At 52.2% G+C, this 23,198-nt stretch carries 22 protein-coding genes; 7 read left to right on the forward strand and 15 right to left on the reverse strand.

Features of this window, described 5'->3' with window-relative positions:
* Positions 1-110: 110 nt before the first annotated feature.
* From rimI to AC3CB2_RS10335, 12 genes are all read right to left on the reverse strand, one after another.
* Positions 111-596 (reverse strand): ribosomal protein S18-alanine N-acetyltransferase, encoded by a 486-nt coding sequence (gene rimI, locus AC3CB2_RS10280; RefSeq protein WP_014283414.1) that lies wholly within the window; start codon positions 594-596, stop codon positions 111-113.
* Positions 593-1,273 carry a tRNA (adenosine(37)-N6)-threonylcarbamoyltransferase complex dimerization subunit type 1 TsaB gene (gene tsaB / locus AC3CB2_RS10285; RefSeq protein WP_054782891.1) on the reverse strand — a complete coding sequence of 227 codons (681 nt, stop codon included), beginning with the start codon at positions 1,271-1,273 and terminating at the stop codon, positions 593-595. The genes rimI and tsaB overlap by 4 nt, the downstream gene beginning before the upstream one ends.
* Before the next feature lie 131 nt (positions 1,274-1,404).
* Positions 1,405-1,965 (reverse strand): NifU family protein, encoded by a 561-nt coding sequence (locus tag AC3CB2_RS10290; protein WP_008548596.1) that lies wholly within the window; start codon positions 1,963-1,965, stop codon positions 1,405-1,407.
* Positions 1,966-2,080: 115 nt separating this feature from the next.
* Entirely contained in the window at positions 2,081-2,575 is a 495-nt protein-coding gene (locus AC3CB2_RS10295; protein ID WP_008548304.1) for a universal stress protein, read from the reverse strand.
* A 93-nt stretch (positions 2,576-2,668) separates the two neighbouring features.
* Positions 2,669-3,973 carry an ATP-dependent protease ATPase subunit HslU gene (hslU, locus tag AC3CB2_RS10300; RefSeq protein ID WP_008548289.1) on the reverse strand — a complete coding sequence of 435 codons (1,305 nt, stop codon included), beginning with the start codon at positions 3,971-3,973 and terminating at the stop codon, positions 2,669-2,671.
* Positions 3,974-3,984: 11 nt separating this feature from the next.
* On the reverse strand, positions 3,985-5,046 hold the full coding sequence (locus tag AC3CB2_RS10305) for a hypothetical protein (RefSeq protein ID WP_014283410.1): 1,062 nt from the start codon (positions 5,044-5,046) through the stop codon (positions 3,985-3,987).
* Between the two features lie 138 nt (positions 5,047-5,184).
* Positions 5,185-5,733 (reverse strand): ATP-dependent protease subunit HslV, encoded by a 549-nt coding sequence (hslV, locus tag AC3CB2_RS10310; protein ID WP_014283409.1) that lies wholly within the window; start codon positions 5,731-5,733, stop codon positions 5,185-5,187.
* 124 nt (positions 5,734-5,857) lie between these two features.
* Positions 5,858-6,448 carry an NADPH-dependent FMN reductase gene (locus tag AC3CB2_RS10315; RefSeq protein ID WP_008548356.1) on the reverse strand — a complete coding sequence of 197 codons (591 nt, stop codon included), beginning with the start codon at positions 6,446-6,448 and terminating at the stop codon, positions 5,858-5,860.
* Positions 6,449-6,607: 159 nt separating this feature from the next.
* A complete protein-coding gene (locus tag AC3CB2_RS10320) occupies positions 6,608-7,213 on the reverse strand; it encodes a class I SAM-dependent methyltransferase (RefSeq protein ID WP_352932434.1) in 606 nt (201 codons plus the stop codon).
* Positions 7,214-7,279: 66 nt separating this feature from the next.
* Entirely contained in the window at positions 7,280-8,407 is a 1,128-nt protein-coding gene (gene dnaJ / locus AC3CB2_RS10325) for a molecular chaperone DnaJ (RefSeq protein ID WP_008548319.1), read from the reverse strand.
* A 352-nt stretch (positions 8,408-8,759) separates the two neighbouring features.
* Positions 8,760-10,730, reverse strand: coding sequence for a molecular chaperone DnaK (gene dnaK, locus AC3CB2_RS10330; RefSeq protein ID WP_256377904.1), 1,971 nt, complete (start codon positions 10,728-10,730; stop codon positions 8,760-8,762).
* Positions 10,731-10,973: 243 nt separating this feature from the next.
* Entirely contained in the window at positions 10,974-12,467 is a 1,494-nt protein-coding gene (locus AC3CB2_RS10335; RefSeq protein ID WP_352932432.1) for an FMN-binding glutamate synthase family protein, read from the reverse strand.
* A gap of 136 nt (positions 12,468-12,603) precedes the next feature.
* Here AC3CB2_RS10335 and AC3CB2_RS10340 point away from each other — a divergent pair, with 136 nt between their 5' ends.
* Entirely contained in the window at positions 12,604-13,224 is a 621-nt protein-coding gene (locus tag AC3CB2_RS10340) for an alpha-ketoglutarate-dependent dioxygenase AlkB family protein (RefSeq protein ID WP_352932430.1), read from the forward strand.
* 8 nt (positions 13,225-13,232) lie between these two features.
* On the opposite strand, the gene AC3CB2_RS10345 is transcribed toward AC3CB2_RS10340, so the two are convergent.
* The 3 genes from AC3CB2_RS10345 to ubiE form a co-directional block, all read right to left on the reverse strand.
* Positions 13,233-13,895, reverse strand: a complete 663-nt coding sequence (locus AC3CB2_RS10345; protein WP_054784506.1) for a TetR/AcrR family transcriptional regulator — start codon at positions 13,893-13,895, stop codon at positions 13,233-13,235.
* A 301-nt stretch (positions 13,896-14,196) separates the two neighbouring features.
* Positions 14,197-15,780, reverse strand: coding sequence for a 2-polyprenylphenol 6-hydroxylase (gene ubiB, locus AC3CB2_RS10350; RefSeq protein ID WP_008548250.1), 1,584 nt, complete (start codon positions 15,778-15,780; stop codon positions 14,197-14,199).
* Positions 15,781-15,786: 6 nt separating this feature from the next.
* Positions 15,787-16,590, reverse strand: a complete 804-nt coding sequence (ubiE, locus tag AC3CB2_RS10355) for a bifunctional demethylmenaquinone methyltransferase/2-methoxy-6-polyprenyl-1,4-benzoquinol methylase UbiE (RefSeq protein ID WP_008548603.1) — start codon at positions 16,588-16,590, stop codon at positions 15,787-15,789.
* A gap of 108 nt (positions 16,591-16,698) precedes the next feature.
* Between ubiE and mutM the strand changes: the two genes are divergently transcribed.
* The 6 genes from mutM (at position 16,699) to AC3CB2_RS10385 (ending at position 23,159) form a co-directional block, all read left to right on the forward strand.
* Positions 16,699-17,601, forward strand: a complete 903-nt coding sequence (gene mutM, locus AC3CB2_RS10360) for a bifunctional DNA-formamidopyrimidine glycosylase/DNA-(apurinic or apyrimidinic site) lyase (protein WP_352932427.1) — start codon at positions 16,699-16,701, stop codon at positions 17,599-17,601.
* 107 nt (positions 17,602-17,708) lie between these two features.
* Positions 17,709-18,653, forward strand: a complete 945-nt coding sequence (locus AC3CB2_RS10365) for an L-lactate dehydrogenase (protein WP_008548488.1) — start codon at positions 17,709-17,711, stop codon at positions 18,651-18,653.
* Between the two features lie 200 nt (positions 18,654-18,853).
* A complete protein-coding gene (gndA, locus tag AC3CB2_RS10370; protein WP_008548725.1) occupies positions 18,854-20,281 on the forward strand; it encodes an NADP-dependent phosphogluconate dehydrogenase in 1,428 nt (475 codons plus the stop codon).
* Positions 20,282-20,445: 164 nt separating this feature from the next.
* Positions 20,446-21,090, forward strand: coding sequence for a GntR family transcriptional regulator (locus AC3CB2_RS10375; protein WP_008548547.1), 645 nt, complete (start codon positions 20,446-20,448; stop codon positions 21,088-21,090).
* 198 nt (positions 21,091-21,288) lie between these two features.
* Positions 21,289-22,071: a DeoR/GlpR family DNA-binding transcription regulator gene (locus tag AC3CB2_RS10380; protein ID WP_208608902.1), complete on the forward strand. Its 783-nt coding sequence runs from the start codon at positions 21,289-21,291 to the stop codon at positions 22,069-22,071.
* Positions 22,068-23,159 (forward strand): ABC transporter ATP-binding protein, encoded by a 1,092-nt coding sequence (locus AC3CB2_RS10385; protein WP_352932424.1) that lies wholly within the window; start codon positions 22,068-22,070, stop codon positions 23,157-23,159. The genes AC3CB2_RS10380 and AC3CB2_RS10385 overlap by 4 nt, the downstream gene beginning before the upstream one ends.
* Positions 23,160-23,198 lie beyond the last annotated feature (39 nt).

A 23,198-nucleotide genomic window follows, 5' to 3' on the forward strand; every position in this document is an offset into this window, starting at 1 on the left:
CAGTCTGCTTCGGTATCCTAGCTCCCAAAACTGTGAGAGAAAAGAACCAGTTTCACTGTAGCGCGCTTTGAGCGTGAGCTAAAAGCCTCGTCTCACATGCGTAGTGTCGCTTAAAGGAGATCGCAACGCATAACAAGCGCTGTTCCACTGCCTTCGCTAGCCGCATAGTATGCTTTTCTTTCTCCAACCTGCTTGAAACCCAGTTTTTTATAGAGTTTCAGCGCGGAATCGTTGGTGTCGTCCACTTCCAAGAACAGTGCTTCGGTACGATCAGAGTAGAGCTGGAAGATGGCAGCTTCCATAAGTTTTCGCCCTATTCCCTTGTTTTGTTGTTTGGGAGACACTGCAATGGTCAAAACTTCCGCTTCACCAGCAATCGAGCGAATGACGACAAACCCCAGATCGGTTTTGCCAGTTACGCCGGATGTGCGGGCAGAGAGGAAGAAAACTCCCTTCTGCTCGAAGATTGTGGTGAGTTCTGCTGTGCCCCAGTTTTGCTTGAAGCACTCGGCATGAAGTTTCGCCAGTTTAGGCAGGTCGTCTTTCTCAGCGCGCTCGATTACCGGAGGCTTTTCTGATGTCCACCAGGACTTCATTGACGACGAACCTTTCCTTTCTCACCCGGAACAGCGTCAGGGGCACGCAGATAAAGTGGCATCGGCGCTTTGTCCTGACGCTTAGCACCTTTACCGAGCTTGGCGATGTAGTCAATCGATGCAGCGGCTGCATCGTTGCAAACGCGGGACTTATCAATCCCGGCTGCATTGGCAACAGCCTGCGCAGCAGAGCCTGCGAGGATTGTTTCGCCGTCCAGCGAGTGAGCAAGATCTTTTACGGTTGAAACACGGGCTTCGCCGATTGGGGCGCCGGTTTCATCGAAATTCTGACAGTACACTTCATCACGACGCGCATCGAGAACCACCAGAATTGGTTTTCTGACAGGAGCAGCGTCCAGAGCTTCGTGTGCAATTGCGGCCAGTGTTGTTACGGAGACCACCGGCTTTTCAAGCACCAGCCCAAAGCCGCGGGCGATGGAGAGGCCGACACGCAAACCGGTAAAACTGCCAGGGCCAACATTGACGACAATTCGGTCCAGCGAGTTGAAGGTGGTCGAGGAGTCCGTCATGACACTCGCAACCATGCCCATGATGCGCTCGGCATGGCCCCGGCCGAGATCTTCGCATTGGGAGACAATATCCGATGTTCCGCCGTCATCAGTTAAAACGGCGGCAGCACAGGTACTTAGTGCGGTATCAATAGCAAGCAACTTCATAAGTTCGGCTTATCGTTAGGGCAGCTGATTGTCGAGCAACCAATTCGTTTAACACCCGGAGTATTTTTAGGCCTTGCAATAAAAAGGGCAGCTGGTGCTGCCCCGTTTCAGAAGAATTACATTAGCAAAAACTACATTTGTCTAACTTCTTGAACTTCTGGGATGAAATGCCGCATGAGGTTCTGAATGCCATGGCTCAATGTTGCTGTTGAGGATGGGCAACCCGCACACGCGCCGCGCATGCTCAAATAAACGATACCCTCACGATATCCCCGGAATGTTATGTCGCCACCGTCCTGAGCAACAGCAGGGCGCACACGGGTTTCGAGGAGCTCTTTGATCATGGTTACAGTTTCTTCGTCTTCTGCGTCGAAGAACTCTTCTCCAATGTCGCCGTCACCGGTTTCCTCACCTTTGAGGATTGGGGTGTTGGCCATAAAGTTTTCCATGATCGCACCGAGAATGGCCGGGCGCATATGCTGCCAGTCAGTCTCATCCTTGGTGACGGTGATAAAGTCATGTCCAAAGAAGATGCCAACAACACCTGGAATAGAGAAAAGCTTCTCAGCCAACGGCGAGATAGCGGCTTCTTCTGCCGAGCGGAAATCGCGTGTGCCTTCCGGCAATACTACGCGGCCAGGCAAAAACTTCAGGGTTGCCGGGTTTGGTGTCGCTTCGGTCTGAATGAACATGGTTTTGTTTCCGATTTTTATGCCAAAGAGTATTCTTAAGCAGTCGCAGCACAGTTTACACTACTTCACGCTTCAGCAATGACTGTTTTCAGTTCTATATGATAGGTAAACCTGATCAGGCAAGAGCATCCAGTGCATCATCGTCCAAATTACCTGGCACGATGGTTGTCGGGATCGGGAATGTTCCTGCCGATTTACCCGCTATGGATGAAACAAGAGGGCCCGGGCCTTCCTTGCTGGTTCCTGCTGCCAAGACGAGAATCGCAATGTCTGCGTCTTCTTCAATCAGGGCGATAATCTCATCTGACTGATGGCCTTCGCGAACAACCAGCTCAGGTTCTGTTCTTGCCGCAGCTCTTACTCTTTCAGCAGCTTTTGCCAGAATTGTATCTGCATTATCACGCGCTTCTTGACGCATGATGTCCTCAACCCCTAGCCAATGCTGGAAATTTCCCGGTGCAATAACGTAGAGCAAGAGAACAATACCGCCGGTGCGGGCTGCACGCTTTGCGGCATAAACGATGGCTCGACCACATTCTGGCGTATCATCTACAACGACCAGAAATTTGCGGTGGTGACCTTCTTCATTACTTTTGCGAATAGCTACCATGTCGGCATGCTGCCACTTGAGGTGGTATGCGGCAAGTATTTTTCCTTGCCACATTCCGCTAGGTTTTCTTTTTCCGACTGATTTTTGAGTCAGTTAGAGGATGAACTGAGACAAATCGACGTTCTTGGCCAGTTCGCTGACATTGGATTTCACATAGGCAGCATCAATAGTGACCTGTTCGCCAGACTTATCTGGTGCAGCGAAGGAAATCTCGTCCAGAACACGCTCCATCACTGTCTGCAGACGGCGAGCACCAATGTTCTCAACAGTCGCGTTCAGGTCTACTGCGATGGTGGCGATTTCGTCGATCGCATCATCGGTAAACTCGATGGTCACGCTTTCTGTGCCCATCAGAGCAACGTACTGCTTGATGAGGCTCGCTTCTGTGTCGGTCAGGATCTTGACGAAGTCTTCTTTCGTCAGTGCCTTCAGCTCAACGCGGATTGGCAGACGGCCCTGAAGCTCTGGCAGCAAGTCAGATGGCTTGGACACATGGAATGCACCGGATGCGATGAACAGAACGTGGTCTGTCTTCACCGGACCATGCTTGGTGGAGACAACGGTACCTTCGATCAGTGGCAGCAAGTCGCGCTGAACACCTTCACGGGATACGTCGCCGCCGTTACGGCCATCCTTCGCACAAATCTTGTCGATTTCGTCGAGGAACACGATGCCGGAGTTCTCAACCAGTGCGATTGCTTCCTGAACGATCTTCTCTTCGTCGAGCAGCTTGTCGGACTCTTCCGCCAACAGCACTTTGTGGCTGTCTTTGACGTTGGTGCGCTTAGGCTTGGTCTGGCCGCCAAATGCTTTGCCCAGCATGTCAGAGATGTTCATGACACCTACGCTGCTGCCTGGCATACCAGGGATGTCAAAGCTTGGCATTTGTGGGTTAGCGCGGACTTCGATCTCGATTTCACGCTCATCCAGATCACCTTCACGCAGTTTCTTGCGGAATGTGTCGCGTGTGGCAGGGCTTGCATTGGCACCGACCAGCGCATCCAGAACGCGTTCTTCCGCCAGAACATGCGCTTTTGCTTCCACGTCTTTACGGCTCTGCTCGCGCACCAGCGCGATAGCGGATTCCACCAGATCGCGGATGATCTGTTCGACATCACGACCGACGTAGCCGACCTCGGTAAACTTGGTAGCTTCAACTTTTGTGAAAGGAGCATTCGCAAGTTTCGCCAGACGGCGGGAGATCTCAGTCTTACCAACGCCAGTTGGACCAATCATGAGAATGTTCTTTGGCTGAACTTCTTCGCGCAGCTCTTCATCCAGCTGCTGACGGCGCCATCTGTTGCGCAGCGCAATTGCTACAGCGCGTTTAGCATCATGCTGGCCGATGATGTAGCGATCGAGTTCACTAACGATTTCCCGTGGAGAGAAATTTGTCATTTTCTTACTTTCTAGTTCCGGATAGGTGGCAGATATGTAGTGAGTGTGGTTCCTGCAAGAGGGCGCATGACGATCCGTCGCGCCACGTTCCAGCCCGAACCGAGCAGCAATACAAAACTCCCAAGCAATACAAGGGAGATAGCAGTCAACTGCGATGCTGAAAAGTCAGCGGACTCCAGCAAATAGGCTAATGCAAAGCCGAGATAACTCAGCGCTGCAACCAGCATTGCACGGCGGTCAATGACGAGGGCAACCGCGCCAAATGCCAGCACAACAGCGATGGAGACCACTGCGTAGGTTTCTGTCAGTTCCTCAAAATACATGCCGCTCAGGATTGAGTGCACGATGAGTGGAGCTGCAAGCAGATGAAGCCAGAAGGCTTTGTCCGTGTTCAGCGTTTCGCGCCGTGTGTCTTTGGTATCGAAGTACATGGCGCAAGCGAAAGCGAACAGACCGCAGACCAGAGATACCCATGAGAGGTAATCAAGGATTTGCGTATCAGTCACATAGGTCAGAACACCAACGATCATGCCCATGATCCCAGCGACAATCACCGTCAGCGTGATTGGCACTTTGAAGCGCCAGTAGAATAGCGATGCACCGCCGAGAGCGAAGATTGAACTCAGGATGACCTGGATAGCTTCAGACTCATCGTTCAAAACAGAGGGCGTAAACAGGCCAAAGCCAACAAGGGCGATGGCACCGCCGAAAATTCCCGTCAGCAGAATGGATGGCAGAGCGAGTTTTTTGATCTTGGTGAACCACTCAGCCAGCACCCATGAGATGATTGCTCCAGCACCGGCAACAGCTGCTGTTGGGAGGCCGCCTTGTGTCAAAGGTTCACCCAGACCAATGCCGTAGCCAGCGAAGACAATCAGAATTCCGAGGCTGATGAAGATGTCATGGAAGCCACGTGTGAAACGGACCTCTTCGGGATCATGCGTGTTTTCCTGATCCTGCTGCTTCTGAATGTTAGCGGCTTGAAGAGATAAATAGGAGACGAGCTTATCAGCTTGATCTGCGCTGATAATTCCTGCGGAGACGGCTCCGGTAAGGGATGCTCTTGATATCATCAGATCCTCGTCAAATCCAAATGGGACGTAAAGACTTCAAGTATCCTCGGCTTAGCAATTTAAGCTGATCTAAAAGTGTCCTGAAAAACGGGCTGGAGATCCCAAATCACTGACCTCCAGCTGGTTCTTTTACAACGCTTACTCTTCGTCGAGTATTTCGACTGTGACGTTGCTGTTTGTGTAGACGCAAATGTCTGCTGCGATCGTCATGGACTTACGGCAAATCTCTTCTGCGGTCAGATCCATATCAACCAGCGCACGCGCTGCGGACAGGGCAAAATTGCCGCCGGAGCCGATGCCCATGACGCCGTTTTCTGGCTCAAGCACGTCACCGGTACCTGTCAGCACCAGAGAGTGCTTTTTGTCGGCAACCAGCATCATGGCTTCCAGACGGCGCAGGTAGCGGTCTGTCCGCCAATCCTTTGCCATTTCCACGCAAGCGCGCATCAGCTGGTCCGGGTATTGTTCCAGCTTTGCTTCGAGGCGTTCAAACAGCGTGAATGCATCAGCAGTAGCACCTGCGAAGCCTGCAATGACTTTGCCGCCAGCCAGTGGGCGGACCTTACGTGCAGTGCCTTTAATAACCGTTGATCCAAGAGATACCTGACCATCTCCAGCAATTACGACTTTGCCGCCTTTGCGCACGGTCAAGATGGTTGTGCCGTGCCACTGTTCAGGTTCACTCATTCATTTTTCTCCAGAGTTCAATTGGCAGCGGAGCAAACTCCCGCGCAACTCATTTTCAAATTTGTGTCTGCGGTATTATGTATGTAGTCCTTTGCGCAATGCCAATGCGACAAGCCAAAAAAACTCAGTTATCCTGTAGCTTTACGTGGCTCGCCTCACTCACGAAGCGTTCAATAAGCTTATGCAATCGCTTGATCTGGTGGTCTTTTGTGAGGTCACCATTCTCATCAAAGGATTTGCCGGCAAAGTTTATTGAGATCATTTCGGGCAGAACCAAACACCCTAATGACACCTCCATGATCGTCCTGAGGTGCATGAGCCCACGCAGAGAGCCATGCGCTCCGGGGGACGCACCACCAACGGCATACACGGATGTATGGAAGAGCTGGAGCGGCTCTTCTTCCGGCAGCTGGATGCGGCTGATCCAGTCGAGAGTGTTTTTGAGCAGCGGGGTGATGGAGGAATTGTATTCAGGGCTGGCGATGAAAATACCGTGGTGGGTTTCGATCAGCTTCCTCAGCTTGAAAGCGTTCTCGGGGATACCTGTTTCATCTTCCAGATCACCGTCGTAGATGGGTAGAGGATAGTCAGCGAGGCTGATTGTGGTCACATCCGCGTTTGCGATTGTCAGATGCTTTGCCACCAACGCAGCCAACATCTTGTTGTAGGACCCTTTACGGGTTGAACCTGAAAACACCAGTATCTTTGGCTTCATAGGGCTATCCTCACGACAGGGCTCAGCACTCTCGCGCTTAAGAGTGGGAAGATCTCGGGTAAATCCGGCACGCAGAATACCCCATACTACCCAAGCGTAAGGTTTATGGAAGACATGTGTTTTTAGGTGTTTGCCCGCTTAAAGCGCTCTATCGCAAAATCAAAAGGGCTTGCGATAGATCCAGACCCGCGCAGGCGGAATGTTCTTCACGATCCACCCGGTTTTCGACCAGCTGAACATCTTGGATTTCAGTGACACTGGTGAGGCCAGAGAATAAGAGAACTGAATGAACGGCGCACCCGGTCTCATCAACGCAAAGGCATCACGGATGCATTTCAGGCGGAACTCCATAGGACGGGAGATCAACGGAAGGCTAGAGACAACGGCACAGAGCGAGTTGGGCTCAATGTGCCCTAGACTCAGGTGCATGTTGTAGGCATCGCCTTGTACGACGTTCAGGCCTTCGAATTTTTCGCTGAGATGTTCGCAGAAGTCGGGGCTGTATTCCAAGCAGGTCAGGCGTTCCTTAGAGATTCCAGCTTCCAGAATAGCTTTTGTCACCGGGCCTGTGCCAGGGCCGAGCTCTAAAACCGGATTTTGGGATTGGACGGGAACGAACTCTGCCATTCTCTGTGCGAGAACGGGACCGGAGGGAGCGACTGCTCCGGTCGTGAGTGGTGCTTCCACCCACGCCCGAAGAAACTTGGAAGGTTCACGAAATTTGTTCAAGGCGTTTTCAGCCCGGGACCGCGTTTCGTGAAACATTCAACTCTCCGTAGCAACAACAAAGGGTACTACTGAGATATTACTGCTTGATGGCCTTTTAAAGTCCTAAGCTTTGAAATTTTCCAAAAAATCTTTGGCCTTCGCGAAAAAGCCAGTAGATTCAGGATGGTTTTCACCAGAAGATTCACCTTCAAATTCTGAGAGAAGCTCTTTCTGCCTCTTCGTAAGGTTTGTTGGTGTCTCAACGGCAACCTGGATATACATGTCGCCCTTCTGGCTAGACCGCATTACTGGCATGCCTTTACCACGCAGACGGAACTGTTTACCGGTCTGAGTGCTTTCGGGAACCTTCACGCGGGCTGTGTTGCCATCCAGTGCCGGAACTTCAAACTGGCCACCCAGAGCAGCGGTTGTCATGGAAATCGGCACGCGGCAGAATATGTCTGCACCATCGCGCTGGAAGAATTCGTGCGGACGGATGGACAGGAAGATGTAGAGATCGCCAGCTGGCCCGCCGCGAGCACCTGCTTCACCTTCACCTGATAAGCGAATACGCGTGCCATCCTCAATGCCTGATGGAATGTTGACAGAGAGCGTACGCTCTTTTGTTGTCCGGCCTGTACCGCCACAGCTGTCACATGGGTCAGTGATGATCTCACCACGGCCCTGACAGGTTGGACAGGTGCGCTCCATGGTGAAGAAGCCCTGAGCCGCTCTTACGCGTCCTGCACCGCCACAAGTTGGGCAGGTGGACGGACGGGTTCCGGATTTTGCACCAGAGCCACTGCACGGTTCACATGTTACGGAAGTTGGAACCTCGATCTCGACGGATTTGCCTTCGTAGGCTTCTTCAAGAGAGATTTCCAGATTGTAGCGTAGGTCAGCACCGCGTTCACGACCGGAGCCGCGACGGCCACCGCCGCCACCGAAGAACTCATCAAAAATGTCTGCCATGGAAGAAGCAAAGTCGCCCGGACCTGCTCCACCGCCACCACCAAAGCCGCCGTTTTCAAAGGCTGCATGGCCAAATCGATCGTAGGCTGCGCGCTTTTGCGGGTCTTTCAGGGTTTCGTAAGCTTCGCTTACTTCCTTAAAGTTTGCTTCCGCTTCATCATCACCAGGATTGCGGTCCGGATGGTATTTCATCGCAAGTTTGCGATAAGCGCTCTTAAGTGCCTTTTCGTCGACCTCCCGTGCTACCCCCAGCACCTCATAGTAGTCGCGTTTAGACATTATGAAATAAGCTCCAAAGACGTGATGTCTATCTGCGTTTTGAAGCCTCAGGAGAACGTCAGCTCAGTCTGAGGTAACTGGTGGCAGTCGAAGCCATTCTTGCTTTACAGCGAATTCACTCGCGGACTGCACTCTTCTTCAAAACAAAACTGTTTACTGTTCAGCTGGTCAATCTGGTGCAGCTTCAAGCACAGCGCACACATTCCCAGCACCCCATATGTAGGAAGCAGTTCCTTCGAATGCAATTGCACTCCAAAGGTTCTGTTTAACTCAAATCTTCCATACAGTCGGGAAATACTTCAATAAAGTTCACCTCGCAAGCCCGTTGGAGCTTGCGAGGTGAAAGTATTAGTTAGCTGGACTTTTTGTCGTCGTCGCGAACTTCTTCGAAGTCTGCATCAACAACATCGTCAACTGGCTTTGGCTCGCCATCGTCTTCAGCGCCTTCGCCAGCTTCTTCAGCTGCCTGAGCGTCTTTGTACATAGCTTCGCCGAGCTTCATGGAAGCTTCTGCCAGAGCCTGAGTCTTCGCCTGAATGTCTTCGAGGTCTTCACCTTCGAGAGCCTGCTTCAGAGCTGCCAGAGCGCTTTCGATTGCAGACTTGTCTTCTTCAGAGACTTTATCGCCGTACTCTTTCAGAGACTTCTCGGTGGAGTGGTGCAGAGCTTCACCCTGGTTTTTCGCTTCAACCAGTTCCTTACGCTTCTTGTCTTCTTCAGCGTGGGACTCAGCGTCTTTCACCATCTGCTCGATGTCGTTGTCGGACAGACCACCAGATGCCTGAATGCGGATCTGCTGCTCTTTACCGGTGCCCTTATCCTTAGCGGATACGTTCACGATACCGTTGGCGTCGATGTCGAAGGTAACTTCAACCTGTGGCACACCGCGTGGTGCTGGTGGGATACCAACCAGATCGAACTGACCGAGGATCTTGTTGTCCGCAGCCATTTCACGCTCACCCTGGAAGACGCGGATGGTCACTGCAGTCTGATTGTCTTCAGCTGTAGAGAACACCTGGCCCTTTTTGGTTGGGATCGTGGTGTTGCGGTCGATCAGACGTGTGAACACGCCGCCGAGGGTTTCGATGCCGAGGGACAGAGGCGTAACGTCGAGAAGCAGAACGTCTTTAACGTCGCCCTGTAGAACGCCAGCCTGAATTGCCGCACCCATTGCAACAACTTCGTCCGGGTTCACGCCTTTGTGCGGCTCTTTACCGAAGAACTGCTTAACAACTTCCTGAACCTTAGGCATACGGGTCATACCACCGACGAGAACGATTTCGTCGATTTCACCAGCTGCCAGACCTGCGTCTTTCAGAGCTGCTTTCATTGGGTTCACGGTACGCTGTACCAGATCGTCAACGAGCTGCTCGAACTTCGCGCGGGTCAGTTTCAGGGTAAGGTGCTTAGGACCGGTTGCGTCTGCTGTGATGAACGGCAGATTGATTTCGGTCTGAGAAGAAGAAGACAGCTCGATCTTTGCTTTTTCAGCAGCTTCTTTCAAGCGCTGCAGAGCCAGCTTGTCGTTCTTCAGGTCAATGCCCTGTTCTTTTTTGAACTCGTCTGCGAGGTAATCAACCAAACGCATGTCGAAGTCTTCACCACCGAGGAAGGTGTCACCATTGGTGGACTTCACTTCAAATACGCCATCACCGATTTCCAGGATGGAAACGTCGAAGGTACCACCACCAAGGTCGTAAACTGCGATGGTCTTACCATCGTTTTTGTCCATGCCGTATGCAAGGGCAGCAGCAGTTGGTTCGTTGATGATACGCAGAACTTCAAGACCAGCGATCTTACCGGCATCTTTGGTTGCCTGGCGCTGAGCGTCGTTGAAGTATGCAGGAACGGTGATAACTGCCTGGGTGACGGTTTCACCAAGGAAGCTTTCAGCGGTTTCTTTCATCTTCTGCAGGATGAAAGCAGAAATCTGGGATGGGGAGAACTTCTCACCCTCAGCTTCAACCCAAGCGTCGCCGTTGTCGGCTTTTACGATTTCGTATGGGACGAGCTTTTTATCTTTTGCAACAGTCGGATCGTCAAAACGACGACCGATGAGGCGCTTAACAGCAAACAGGGTGTCTGTTGGGTTGGTTACAGCCTGACGCTTAGCTGGCTGGCCTACAAGGCGCTCACCATCATCAGTAAAAGCAACCATAGAAGGGGTAGTACGCGCACCTTCTGCGTTTTCAATTACCTTGGCGTCTTTGCCGTCCATTACAGATACGCACGAATTTGTCGTGCCGAGGTCGATACCGATGACCTTTGCCATGTTTTTCACTCTCCTTTCGGCAGACCGCCCGAACCCCGAAGGCCTTCGGATAATGTCGGATCAGCTTCCAACCGGTCCCCAATACATTGCACTTGCGTGAGTTGTCGCAAACACGCAAGAAAACTTCAATTGGCTATATAAGAGGGGTCCCCTGCCCCTGCAAGGGACAGGACCCGATATATCGACACAAGACCTATCCGAAGCCTTTTTCTAAGTTAAGAAACCGAAATTTTCTTTGGAAAACCACCCAGAAACACCTCTATTGCATCCCGCTTTTCTGCGTTACCCCCATTTCTAAGAGGGTGTTTGTGGATAGAGCTCTTCCAGTGAGATTGAGTTCCCATTTTCTTGGACGATGCGCACGTGCTCCCGTGAAAGCTGTCTTGCAGCATCTACGCCGCATGCATGAGCGATCATGTCCACTTCCATCCGCACACTATGGCAATAGGCAGCGACGCGGTGGCTTTTCTCGGTTGGGTCGAGGCCAGCCTGTAGGGCTTCGTTGTGGGTGGTGATGCCGGTTGGGCATGTATTTTTATTGCATCGCATGGCCTGAATGCAGCCCAATGAGAACAGGAAGCCACGTGCTGTTACCGTGAAATCTGCCCCCGCACACAAAGCCAGAGCGACAGCTGAGGGGGTGATGCGCTTGCCAGATACAATGATGCGGATACGGTCCCGCAAATCATGCTTTCTCAAAACGTGGTCCACGATCGGCAGAGATTCGGAGATACGCAGGCCTACGTTGTCCATAAGCGGCATTGGTGCAGCACCTGTGCCGCCATCTGCGGAGTCGATTGTGATGAAGTCAGGAGCATGCTCAATGCCGCGGTGGTTGATTTCATGGCAAAGTTCTTCGATCCAGTGAGCTGATCCGATTACCGTTTTGAAGCCAACTGGTTTCTTCGCAATCGCACGGACCCTGCTGATGAAGTCGAGCAGTTCACTGGTGTTGCTGATCTCAGGGTGGCGGTTTGGAGAGTGAGAGGGTTGGCCAACTTTAATGCCCCGGATCTCTGCAATTTCAGGTGTCACTTTGCCACCGGGCAGAAGACCACCCTTACCGGGCTTGGCCCCTTGTGCCAGCTTGATTTCGACCATCTTGACCTGTGCATGGTCTGTAATGGCTTTCAGCTTGTCTTCATTGAGGGTGCAGTCTTCATTTCGGCAGCCGTATTTCGCTGTGCCGATCTGGAAGACGATATCTGCACCACCTTCAAGATGGTATGGTGACAGACCGCCCTCGCCGGTGTTCATCCAGCAGTTTGCCATCTTGGCACCTCGGGAGAGAGCGAGGACTGCTGGGCGGGATATCGCACCGAAGCTCATGCCAGAGATGTTGAAGTAACTGGGTGGGATATATGGGTTCTCGACGTAGGGACCGATCAGGAGAGGTTCTGGCTCATCGATTTCTTTTTCCAGCTTGGCGAAGGGAGCGTTGACGAAGAGTGCGGTGCCCGGGATGCTCAGGTTTTTGGTTGAACCGAAGGCCATGGTGTTGCCTTCTGCCTTAGAGGCGTGGTCCACCCAGTTTCGCTCAGCTCGGTTGAACGGCATTTCCTCACGATCCATCGCGAAGAAGTATTGGCGGAAGAACTCACCCAGATAGGAGAAGAGCGCTCGGAAACGGCCAACAACGGGGAAATTGTGCCGTATTGCGTCTTTATGCTGTCGTCGATCAACCACATATAAAACGACAACCGCAATGAGCGTGAGCAGAATGAGAAGAGAGACAAATGCTGCGAAAATGTTCAGCACAGCTGCGAGCAACGGAGGAAGAAGGTGCATTTGTGGTTCTCCTTAACCGGGAAACCACTATTTTGAGGAATATGGGTTAAATTCACTTTCGGCAAATCTCTCCAAGTTTTCCGTTTTTATAAGCGGACTTTTCAGCAGAATAGCCGGGATGAAATAAGGTGTTCAGATGCAGTTGAGCGATGACTTTCCTAAGGGGTTCAAATACCTGCCGGGCTACTTCTCACTTGAGGAGCAGAAGGAGCTTGTTGAGACACTCAAATACCTCGTCAAAGAAGCCCCCCTGTTCACTCCAGTGATGCCACGCACTGGGAAGCCGTTTTCTGTTCGCATGACAAATCTGGGCTCCTTAGGCTGGGTGTCTGATCGCAATGGCTATCGGTATCAACCTCAGCATCCAGAGAGTGGACAGCCTTGGCCGGGGATACCGGAAGTCTTACAGAGCTTGTGGAGGCAGGTGGGTGAGTGTGAGGCGGCACCAGAGGCATGCCTCGTTAATTACTACGCTGCGACCGCAAAAATGGGCATGCATCAGGACCGGGATGAAAAGACGTTTGAAGCGCCGGTTGTCTCCATCAGTCTGGGAGACACAGCCGTATTCCGCCTTGGCGGCGTAAAGCGTGGAGGTCCAACACAGTCGCTAAAGTTGAGTTCAGGGGATGTGGTGGTTTTGGGTGGAGAGTCGCGGCTTTGCCACCACGGCATTGATCGCGTACTTGGCGGGAGTTCGAACCTACTAAAAGACGGAGGCAGGTTGAACCTGACGCTCCGCCGTGTCTCGCCGTTCTAGTTGGCAGATTAAGCTTCTTCCAGTGCGCCAGCCATGAAGAAGGCTTTGATGCCGTTTGAGACGAAACGGATGGTACCTTCCACGATTTCGTCCTGATCCAGCTCTTCATCATAGGGGCCTTTTGAGGCGCCGGTGACGACATATAGCGCTTCGAGCGTGGCGCTGTGCATGAGCATCATGAGGAGCTGCGCACGAGGACCCGTCGGGATATCGCTCTCTGTGGCCTTAGCTAATGCCTTGGTGATACGCAGGATGATCTTGGGCGGTTCCCAGGAATGCATGATCTTCTGGCCGGACTCAGGGTCTGAGAAGACTTGCCGGATAAGGACCACGAACGGGACCAACTTACCAGTATCGCGGGAAATGCCCTGAACGATCAGTGGCTCCATAAAGGCTCGGGTAATTTCCTCAACATCTGGCTGGCGACCGCCAACTTCCAGAGCATCGAGGCGCTGCATGCGCATGTCGTCAATTTCGCGGAGACGGCGCATGAAGACAGCTCTGACGAGGTCTTCTTTGCTGCCAAAATGGTAGTTTACGGCAGCAACATTTGCGTCTGCTTTTTCAGTGATCATTCTCACTGAAGTTTCCGCAAGACCATGTTCAGCGAGCAAGCGTTCAGCGGCATCAAGTAACCGTTCACGGGTCCCCAGTTCAGAACTGTCTGGCACAGCGGCACCTCCAGGAAGATAGTTTTACAAATGCTTTGAGAGTTCCCCTAAGACTCTGAGTAGTCCCTTAGAAATCTCAAATACTTCTTTCAAGCTATCTTGCTTTTAGCACGTTTTACTGGGTTACAACCCGCCTACAATTCATATCATCAATTGCAATGACTATATAAATCTTAGATAAAATTATGCAGTAACTTAGTATGATCTAATTATTTCTAGATTATTGAGGAAATAGCCGGCTAACCAATAAAAAACGGGAGCGTAACAACTCCCGTTTTTCATAGTATCAACTCAGAAATTCTTAGAGATGGATGCCATAGGCAATTGCTGAGAGGGCAAGCGCAATGACCCAGAGCGCTATACGTCCTGAGCGGCTGTGCTTTGCCTCTGACTTGCCAATGGCGTCAGCTGTTGCCTCATCAAATCTCAGACCATTGTTGGCCATCGACTCAAGCTGATTGGAAAACTTGCTCGCGCGATCTGCGATAATTGGCAGGTCACTGGCCAGACGTCCCAGAACAGTCACGCCGGTTGCGAGATCCGAAATGCGCCCCATTGGACCCAGATTGCGCTGGATCCAGCTGGTGACCACAGGGTCAGCTGTGTTCCACATATCCAGATGCGGGTTCAGCGAGCGAGCAACACCTTCTGCCAAAACCATGTTTTTCTGCAGTAGGATAAGCTGCGGCTGAGTGTGCATATTGAACATCTCAGTCACTTCAAACAGCTGGGTCAGCAGACGCGCCATGGAGATTTCACTGGCATCATGTCCGTGGATCGGCTCACCAATTGCCCGGATCGCCTGAGCGAAGATGTCAACATCCTGATCAGCCGGCACATAACCTGCCTCAAAGTGAACTTCGGCCACTCTGAGATAGTTGCGGGTGATGAAACCGTAGAGGATCTCTGCAAGGAAGCGGCGCTCTGAGAGGCCAAGGCGTCCGGTGATGCCCAGATCCACAGCGACCAGCGTTCCATCAGGTTCTACGAACAGGTTGCCCTGGTGCATATCCGCATGGAAGAAACCGTCGCGTACTGCATGGCGCAGGAAAGTCTGGATGACCTTGTTGCCAAGCTCGGCGAGATCGTGGCCAGCTTCTTCAATGCCTTCCAGATTGGAGAGCTTCACGCCGTCAACCCACTCCATGGTGAGCACGGAACGAGAGGTGCGCGGCCAGTCTACGCTTGGAACGCGGAAATCTGTATCGTCCTTGCTGTTTTCACCCATTTCGGAAAGAGCTGCAGCTTCCATGCGCAGGTCCATTTCCAGAATAACAGCGCGTTCATAGGTCTCAACAGTCGCAAGCGGACGGAGACGGCGGCTTGCCGGGCTGAAACGTTCTGCAAGACGTGCAGCAAGGTAGAAGCTTTTCAAATCACGCTTGAAACCACGCTCTACGCCTGGGCGCAGGACTTTAACCGCGACTTTTTCCAGCTCACCATCACGATTTCTAAAGTACGCTGGGTGCACCTGAGCGATAGACGCTGCAGCAACCGGCTCACCAAACTCTTCGAAATGATCTTCAACGGTTTTGCCGAGCTGCTCTTCAACCGTTTTACGCGCATATTCGGTGAGGAATGGCGGTACATTGTCTTGCAGCGCAGAAAGTTCTTTAGCGGCTTCCTTACCAACCACATCCGGGCGTGTTGCGAGGAACTGGCCCAGCTTGATGTAGGAGGGGCCGAGGCGGTTCAAGGCATCAGTCAGGCGAGCTGCTGCGTCTTTCTTCTCAATTCCACGGCGCTCAACCATACGGGCCATGCCGATGGCAAGGCGCGGTCCGGGAGGCAGGTCCGGTAGAGAGACAAGTCCAAACACACCTTCGCGGGCCATGACATAACCCGCGAAAATCAGACGCATAAATGGCACAATATTAGCGATCATAACTGGTTAGATTTTCCAGCCGGAGTGAAGTGCAGCGATACCGCCAGTGTAGTTTCTGTATGTGACACGCTCAAAGCCTGCGTCCCGTATCATCTGCGCAAAACGTTCCTGATTAGGAAACTTTCGGATAGATTCTACGAGGTAGCTGTATGGATCGCCGTCACCTGTCACGACCTGCCCGATTTTCGGAATGGCATGGAAGGAGAACAGGTCATAGACCTTATCAAGTGCTGGCACATCAACCTGAGAGAATTCAAGACACATGAAGCGGCCACCACGCTTCAGCACACGGAATGCCTCGCTCAGGGCTTTGTCGATTTGCGGAACGTTTCTGATACCGAATGCGATGGTGTAGGCATCGAAATGCTTATCCGGGAAAGGCAATTCTTCTGCGTTGCCCTGAATGAACTCGATGTTTTCGGCAAGGCCAGCTGCATTTGCGCGGTCTTTGCCTACACCTAGCATGGAGCCGTTGATGTCACAGACGGTAGATTTAATGGTTCGGTTGGAACGCTCAACCACACGGGTTGCGATGTCGCCAGTGCCGCCAGCCACGTCCAGATGTCGCCATACACGGGCGCCATTCTTTGGTGGGTTCAGGCTGGAAACCATCGCGTCTTTCCAGAGACGATGCAGTCCACCAGACATGAGGTCGTTCATCAGGTCATAGCGGGATGCCACTTTGTGGAAAACATCATCCACCAGATCCTGCTTTTCACCTTCGCGAACTGTGCGAAACCCGAAGCTTGTTGCCATTTCAGTCGGGTCTGTTACGGATGCCTGCTCAGGGGTTGAGAACTCACGCGCCATAATCAAATCACTCCATTTCGCGGGCGAACATAGTACAGCTTGTTACAAAGCGCTATTCTAGAACGCAATCTTTGCCCAGCAGCAAACCACTGTACCAACGGATATCTTATGCCTGAATTACCGGAGGTTGAAACAGTCCGCCGCGGACTAGCTCCTTTTTTTGACAATGCAACAATTTGCAGAGTTGAACAACGCCGACCTGATCTTCGCTTCCCATTCGGCGATGATTTTGTAGAACGACTGGAAAATCGTCAGGTCGTTTCCTTCAGTCGTCGTGCCAAGTATCTGCTGCTTGATCTGGATAGCGGTGATGTTCTGGTGATGCATCTTGGCATGTCCGGATCGTTTCGGTGGATCGAGACCGAAGACGCCGAACCGACGCAAACCGTTGAAATGTATCATGCAAAAGGCAAGCATCCGCAGCATGATCATGTGATCTTCCATGTTCGCCCAGCTGACCGCGAAACGATTGTGAAGATCATTTACAACGACCCGCGGCGCTTTGGGTTCATGGTTCTCATTCCGCGCAGTGAGCTGGCGACGCACCCGTTGTTTGTCGACATGGGCATTGAGCCGCTCGGCAATGAGCTGGACGGAGCTTATCTTGCCAAGCTGTTTGAGAACCGGAAAACATCGCTTAAGGCTGCTTTGCTCAATCAGAAGTTCATCGCAGGGTTGGGTAACATTTATGTGTGTGAAGCACTCTGGAGAACGGGGTTAAGTCCTTTCAACAGCGCATCCACACTCGCCGGTAAGTCCGGCAAGCCGCTCAAGAAGGCAGATGAGCTTTCCAATCACATTCGGGAAGTGCTGCAGGAGGCGATTGAATCCGGAGGTTCTTCCCTGAAGGATCACAGGCAAGCTGATGGATCTCTTGGGTACTTCCAGCACAACTTTTCGGTCTACGATCGTAAAGGAGAAGCTTGCCGAACGCCGAAGTGTTCTGGCGTTATTGAACGCAAGGTTCAGAATGGGCGCTCAACCTTCTTCTGCCCTAAGTGCCAGAAATAATTATGCGAGCTGATATGTCACGCTTGAGGGAATTGCATTCCCTTGAGCAACTGTCTAGGACACAAGCATAATATTTAAGAAGCGAGTGATGAGAAAAGGATAGCCCTATGAAAATCGGTGTAGTTGGTGTTGGCGCGGTTGGAAGTACTGCTGCTTATGCCATGGCCATAAACGGTGTGGGCAACGAAATCGTTCTCGTCGATTACAACCCAAAACTCGCCATTGCTCAGGCAGAGGATATTCTTCACGCGACCCCATTCGCACGCCCGATGAGCATTATCGGTGGTGATTACAGTGACCTGAAAGATGCAGCTGTTGTTGTGATTGCAGCTGGCGTGAACCAGCAGCCGGGTGAGACACGCATTGAGCTGCTGGCCCGGAACGCAGGTGTGTTTGCAAGCGTTATTCCGGAAGTGTTGAAATATGCGCCAAACGCAATCCTGATCATTGCGACCAACCCGGTTGATATCATGACTCAGGTTGCGACAGAGATCTCAGGTCTGCCACGCAATCGCGTCATTGGGTCTGGTACTATTTTGGATACAGCACGCTTCCGTACGCTACTGGGTAAGCATCTGGGCATTACGCCAACATCTGTGCATGCGGATGTTCTTGGTGAGCATGGTGACAGTGAAGTGCTGGTGTGGTCTGGCGCGAAGGCTGGTAACACGCCGCTGTTTACGTTTGCAGAACAGATCAACAAGCCAATCACACAGGAAGTGCGTGAGCGCATTGATCATGGTGTTCGTTACGCGGCTTACTCCATCATCGAAGGCAAAGGCGCGACCAACTACGGTATCGGCTCCGGCCTCTCTCGCATTGTGAAAGCCATCCTGACCAACGAGCATGCTGTCATCAGTCTTTCTATCGTTAATGAAGAGATTGTGGGCGTTAAGGATACGGCCCTTTCTGTACCACGCGTGCTGGGAGCTGATGGCATTGAAGCGACGCTCTTCCCAAGTCTGGATGAAGTGGAGCGCAGTCAGCTGCAGGCCTCCGCAGTTGCGCTGGAAACAGCTGCAAAAGAAGTGCTTTCCAAGCACCTGAAATAAGGAAGGTCCCGCAAAAGCATAATTTCGGCAGTTTTATTAGGCTTTTGCGGAATTTTCTTATTCCTACCTTGGCAAATTCCTGTTTTTCACCTATGCCACAGACCTAGTTTCTGATGCACAAGCGCATACAATCGCCAAGTTAGCTATTGGATTAGGTTTTTGCGCGTGTTTGTGCACTACTTGCAGCGCGGAGAGTATTGATGACACAGGCGGACATCGGCCTTGTAGGGCTGGGCGTCATGGGAGCTAATCTGGCTCTCAATATCGCAGACAATGGCTATAAGGTAGCGGTATTCAACCGTACTGCAGAGGGAACCCAGGCTTTCATGGAAAAGGCTGGTCACCTCAAAGATATGTTCATTCCATGCTACAGCACTGAAGAGCTGGTAGCGAACATCAAAGCCCCTCGTCCTATCATTCTGATGGTACCGGCTGGCGCACCTGTTGATCAGCAGATTTCTGTTCTGAAAGATCACCTAAAAGACGGTGACATCCTGATCGACGCAGGTAACAGCGACTTCCACGACAGCAACCGCCGCTACAAAGAACTGGCTGATACGCCATTCACCTTTGTTGGCATGGGCGTTTCGGGTGGTGCAGAAGGCGCTCGCTTTGGTCCTTCCATCATGGTTGGTGCTTCTGAAACCGCATATGCGCGCATTGAGCCGATCCTGAAAGCAATCTCAGCGAAGCACAATGATGAGCCTTGCGTTGCTTTGATGGGCCCAGAAGGTGCTGGCCACTTCGTAAAGACCCTGCACAACGGCATTGAATATGCTGACATGCAGATGATTGCCGAAGTGCACGAAGTGATGACCTCTACCCTAGGCCTGAGCATTCAGGAACAGGCAGAGATCTTCTCCAAGTGGAACGAAGGCCCTCTGGCGTCTTACCTCATCGAAATCACCGCGAACGTGATGGGTGTGGTTGACGAAGAGAGCGGCAAGCCGATCCTCGACGTTATTCTGGATACTGCTGGTCAGAAAGGCACTGGTCGCTGGTCTGCTGTTGAAGCGCACATGTTGGGTGTTCCTGCAACTGGTATTGATGCAGCTGTTGCTGCTCGTTGCCTTTCTTCTGCACGCGAACTACGCCAAGAAATTGCTGATATCTACCCGCAGTCGGATGCAATTCTGACTTGGGAAGAAAAGCAGGAAGGCATTGCAGCGTGTGAACGTGCATTGATTGCTGGTAAGATCTCTGCTTACGCAGAAGGCTTTGCTGTACTAGCTGCAGGCGGCAAGGAAAACGGCTGGGATCTGCCGATGGGCGATATCGCTCGCATCTGGCGTCAGGGCTGTATTATCCGTTCTCGGTTCCTGGATGAGATTGCACAAGCGTACGATGAGAATCCTGAACTGAAGTCTCTGTATCTGGCCCCTGCAATTATCGAACGCATGAAAGATGCAGTTCCAGGTCTGCGCGATGTGCTGAGCCTGTGCGTCACAAACGGTGTCCCAACACCTGCTCTTTCAGCAGCACTTGCTTCCTTCGATATGATCCGCCAGAAGCGCACCGCAGCCTATGTTATTCAGGGTCAGCGCGACTTCTTCGGCCAGCATGGCTTTGAGCGTACCGACAAAGAAGGCTCCGGCTTCCATGGCCCATGGCCTGCAGGTGGTGCGTAAGCCCTAAACAACTTAGGCATGCTAGTTATTAACTAGGCTGTGCTATGCCTGATTGAAATTTATCGCAGAAACTGGCAGGACCGCATGTGTGGCCCTGTCCGTCCTTTAAAAGGCTGGCATGTAGGTGCTACAAACCGAGCCTTTACTAATCCCGGGAACTAGACGTGACTGCCAATTCACCCAACGGAGCTGAGATTTACCGCCGTCTCATTAAAGCGATTGAGAGCCGTGAACTGAAACCCGGCAGTCGCCTGCGGGAAGCTGAACTGGCAGAGAAATTTGGCGTAAGCCGTACCCCCATCCGCGAGGGCCTGAAGCGCCTTGAAGCGCAGGGGCTTGCTGTTCACGAGCCAAACCGCGGCATGGTTATTCCTAGTCTGGACCACAACCAGATCAGCGAACTTTATTATCTTCGTGAAGTCTTGGAAGGCACTGCGGGCCGTTTGGCTGCGCAGCATGCTTCCACGGCTGAGATCGAGATTCTGCAGGAGATGGTTGAGTCTGACATGCAGAACCTTGCGGATGCAGAGCGTCTGATCAAGACCAACCGTGAGTTCCACCGGCGTTTCTATCTTGCCTCACACAACCGCTATCTGGTTGAGCAGATCGATCATATGCGTTTGTCCCTGCTGCTGCTTGCAGGCACAACCCTGACGGATGATGATCGTCGGCGGTTGGCGATTGAGGAGCATGCTGAGATCGTGGATGCAATTTCCAAGCGTGACTGTGACCGCGCTGACAAAGCTGCCCGCCACCACATTGCGGAGGCACATAAGGCTCGCTTGAAGTTCTTCACTCAGCTGACCTGATCCAACCAAAATTTCGGTGATTTGGAGCGCGTTCTGCCATCAGAGCGCGCTTTTTGTTTAAGTGAGTCGGTATAAGTACCTAGAAAACCAGCCCAAATAAGCTTCACTTTTATTAGTCTGAGATATCACATAAGTTTCATATGAACATAGTAGATGTTCATATGAACAGCATATTTGCGGATTGAAGCAGACTTTGTGATGGAAACAACGCTCACTATCAGACAATCAGAGATCATTTCTCTCGTGCGATCCAACGGTTTCGCGAGTGTCGACTCGTTGTCCGACCAGTTTGCCGTCACCACCCAGACGATCCGTCGGGACATCAACCGGCTGAGTGAACTGGGGCTTTTGAGGCGTGTGCATGGTGGTGTGGAAGTTCCTGCCAATCGGGGCAACATCACCTACAAAGCCAGGAAGATCCTCAATCTGGAAGCCAAGAATGCCATTGCGCATTCCGTTGCCGAGTACATTGGAGATGGAGCAACGCTCGCATTCTCCATCGGCACAACCCCAGAGATTGTTGCTGAAGCTCTGGAGACCCATGAGGGGCTGAAGGTCTTCACCAACAACATGAATGTTGCCATTGCAGCTCTTCGGAACACTTCCAGTGAGGTGACAATTGCTGGCGGGCGGTTGCGGCATGGAGATCTGGACGTTCTTGGTTCCAGTGCCGAAGGCTTTTTCAGGAGCTACAAGTTCGACATCGGCATCTTTGGTGTTGCTGGCGTGGATAGTGACGGGACGCTTCTGGACTTCAACGAGGATGAAGCTGCAGCACGTCAGGCTATCTTGGCAAACTGTCGCCAGTCGTTCCTCGTTCTGGACCATTCCAAGTTTGGCCGCCTCGCGCATGTGCGTGCAGGTTTCCTGAGTGATGTCACCCGGATCTTCTGCGAAGAGACGCCGCCAGCTTCAATCCTTTCAATAATTGAGAAGTCATCTGCAGAACTCGTTATCTGCAAACAGGAGCCACCTCTATGAGCAGCCTGCACCATCCAGCTCGCCTTGAACTTACGAACCTGACCAAGTCATGGGGCGATACAACGGCAGTCAACAACGTGAACCTGTCGGTGGAAGGTGGAAGCTTTACGGTTCTTTTGGGGCCCAGTGGATGCGGCAAGTCCACGACGTTGCGCTTGATTGCCGGGTTGGAAGAGGCAACTTCCGGGCAAATCATTATTGGCGGGAGAGATGTCACTTATCACTCTCCCGCCCAGCGCGACATTTCCATGGTGTTCCAGAACTACGCGCTCTTTCCGCACATCTCTGTTGCTGAGAACATTCTGTTTGGCCTGAAGGTGCGCAAGGTTGGCAGAGCTGAGCGGGATGAACGGCTAAAGAATGCGGCTGATCTTCTCGGTATCTCTCAGTTGCTAGACAGGAAACCATCCCAACTGTCGGGCGGGCAGCAGCAGCGCGTGGCTCTTGGACGAGCCATCGTTTCACAAAAGCCTGTTTGCCTGATGGATGAGCCGCTTTCTAACCTTGATGCCAAGCTTCGTCAGGAGATGCGTGTTGAGCTGCGTGCTCTGCAGCAGCAACTTGGTCTGACAATGGTTTACGTAACCCACGATCAGACCGAGGCTATCACCATGGCAGATCAGGTGGTGCTGATGAACAAGGGCGAAGTTGAGCAGGTCGCAACACCGAAGGTGATTTATGAGCGACCAGCCAGCGTGTTCACAGCACGCTTTATCGGAACACCGCCCATGAACATCGTTGAGCTGGATAAGGTTCGTGCGGTGACGCCAGAGACCGCCCAGTCCTTGTTGCCTGAAGCGCCAGAAGGTTGCCTGCTGGGCCTGCGGCCAGAGGACATCAGATTAACTGGTGAAAACGGTATTCCTGCTCAGGTTGTGAGCCTTGAATACATGGGAGCGGATACGCTGGCGAATTGCTCAGTCGGCGGTGAAAAGCTGCTTGTACGCGTGAAGGGCAGCACTGAGTTAAAACCGGGCCAGAATATTGGATTGGCCTGGGATGAAGAAATTCCTGCAAGTTTTCAGAGAGATACCGGCAAGCGCCGGGAAGAATTCAAGCCGGTCGAGGTGCAATTCGAGCCGGCTTGAAAAACGCGCATCAGCGCATTGGAGTGCCCCAAAAACTAG

The sequence above is a fragment of the Pseudovibrio sp. SCP20 genome (assembly GCF_057774105.1).

What these genes read in the sequence shown, in the direction of transcription:
- rimI (WP_014283414.1), bottom strand. Translation starts at nt 596, where the DNA reads ATGAAGTCCTGGTGGACATCAGAAAAGCCTCCGGTAATCGAGCGCGCT.
- tsaB (WP_054782891.1), bottom strand. Translation starts at nt 1,273, where the DNA reads ATGAAGTTGCTTGCTATTGATACCGCACTAAGTACCTGTGCTGCCGCC.
- AC3CB2_RS10290 (WP_008548596.1), bottom strand. Translation starts at nt 1,965, where the DNA reads ATGTTCATTCAGACCGAAGCGACACCAAACCCGGCAACCCTGAAGTTT.
- AC3CB2_RS10295 (WP_008548304.1), bottom strand. Translation starts at nt 2,575, where the DNA reads ATGGTAGCTATTCGCAAAAGTAATGAAGAAGGTCACCACCGCAAATTT.
- hslU (WP_008548289.1), bottom strand. Translation starts at nt 3,973, where the DNA reads ATGACAAATTTCTCTCCACGGGAAATCGTTAGTGAACTCGATCGCTAC.
- AC3CB2_RS10305 (WP_014283410.1), bottom strand. Translation starts at nt 5,046, where the DNA reads ATGATATCAAGAGCATCCCTTACCGGAGCCGTCTCCGCAGGAATTATC.
- hslV (WP_014283409.1), bottom strand. Translation starts at nt 5,733, where the DNA reads ATGAGTGAACCTGAACAGTGGCACGGCACAACCATCTTGACCGTGCGC.
- AC3CB2_RS10315 (WP_008548356.1), bottom strand. Translation starts at nt 6,448, where the DNA reads ATGAAGCCAAAGATACTGGTGTTTTCAGGTTCAACCCGTAAAGGGTCC.
- AC3CB2_RS10320 (WP_352932434.1), bottom strand. Translation starts at nt 7,213, where the DNA reads ATGTTTCACGAAACGCGGTCCCGGGCTGAAAACGCCTTGAACAAATTT.
- dnaJ (WP_008548319.1), bottom strand. Translation starts at nt 8,407, where the DNA reads ATGTCTAAACGCGACTACTATGAGGTGCTGGGGGTAGCACGGGAGGTC.
- AC3CB2_RS10335 (WP_352932432.1), bottom strand. Translation starts at nt 12,467, where the DNA reads ATGCACCTTCTTCCTCCGTTGCTCGCAGCTGTGCTGAACATTTTCGCA.
- AC3CB2_RS10340 (WP_352932430.1), top strand. Translation starts at nt 12,604, where the DNA reads ATGCAGTTGAGCGATGACTTTCCTAAGGGGTTCAAATACCTGCCGGGC.
- ubiB (WP_008548250.1), bottom strand. Translation starts at nt 15,780, where the DNA reads ATGATCGCTAATATTGTGCCATTTATGCGTCTGATTTTCGCGGGTTAT.
- ubiE (WP_008548603.1), bottom strand. Translation starts at nt 16,590, where the DNA reads ATGGCGCGTGAGTTCTCAACCCCTGAGCAGGCATCCGTAACAGACCCG.
- mutM (WP_352932427.1), top strand. Translation starts at nt 16,699, where the DNA reads ATGCCTGAATTACCGGAGGTTGAAACAGTCCGCCGCGGACTAGCTCCT.
- AC3CB2_RS10365 (WP_008548488.1), top strand. Translation starts at nt 17,709, where the DNA reads ATGAAAATCGGTGTAGTTGGTGTTGGCGCGGTTGGAAGTACTGCTGCT.
- gndA (WP_008548725.1), top strand. Translation starts at nt 18,854, where the DNA reads ATGACACAGGCGGACATCGGCCTTGTAGGGCTGGGCGTCATGGGAGCT.
- AC3CB2_RS10380 (WP_208608902.1), top strand. Translation starts at nt 21,289, where the DNA reads ATGGAAACAACGCTCACTATCAGACAATCAGAGATCATTTCTCTCGTG.
- AC3CB2_RS10385 (WP_352932424.1), top strand. Translation starts at nt 22,068, where the DNA reads ATGAGCAGCCTGCACCATCCAGCTCGCCTTGAACTTACGAACCTGACC.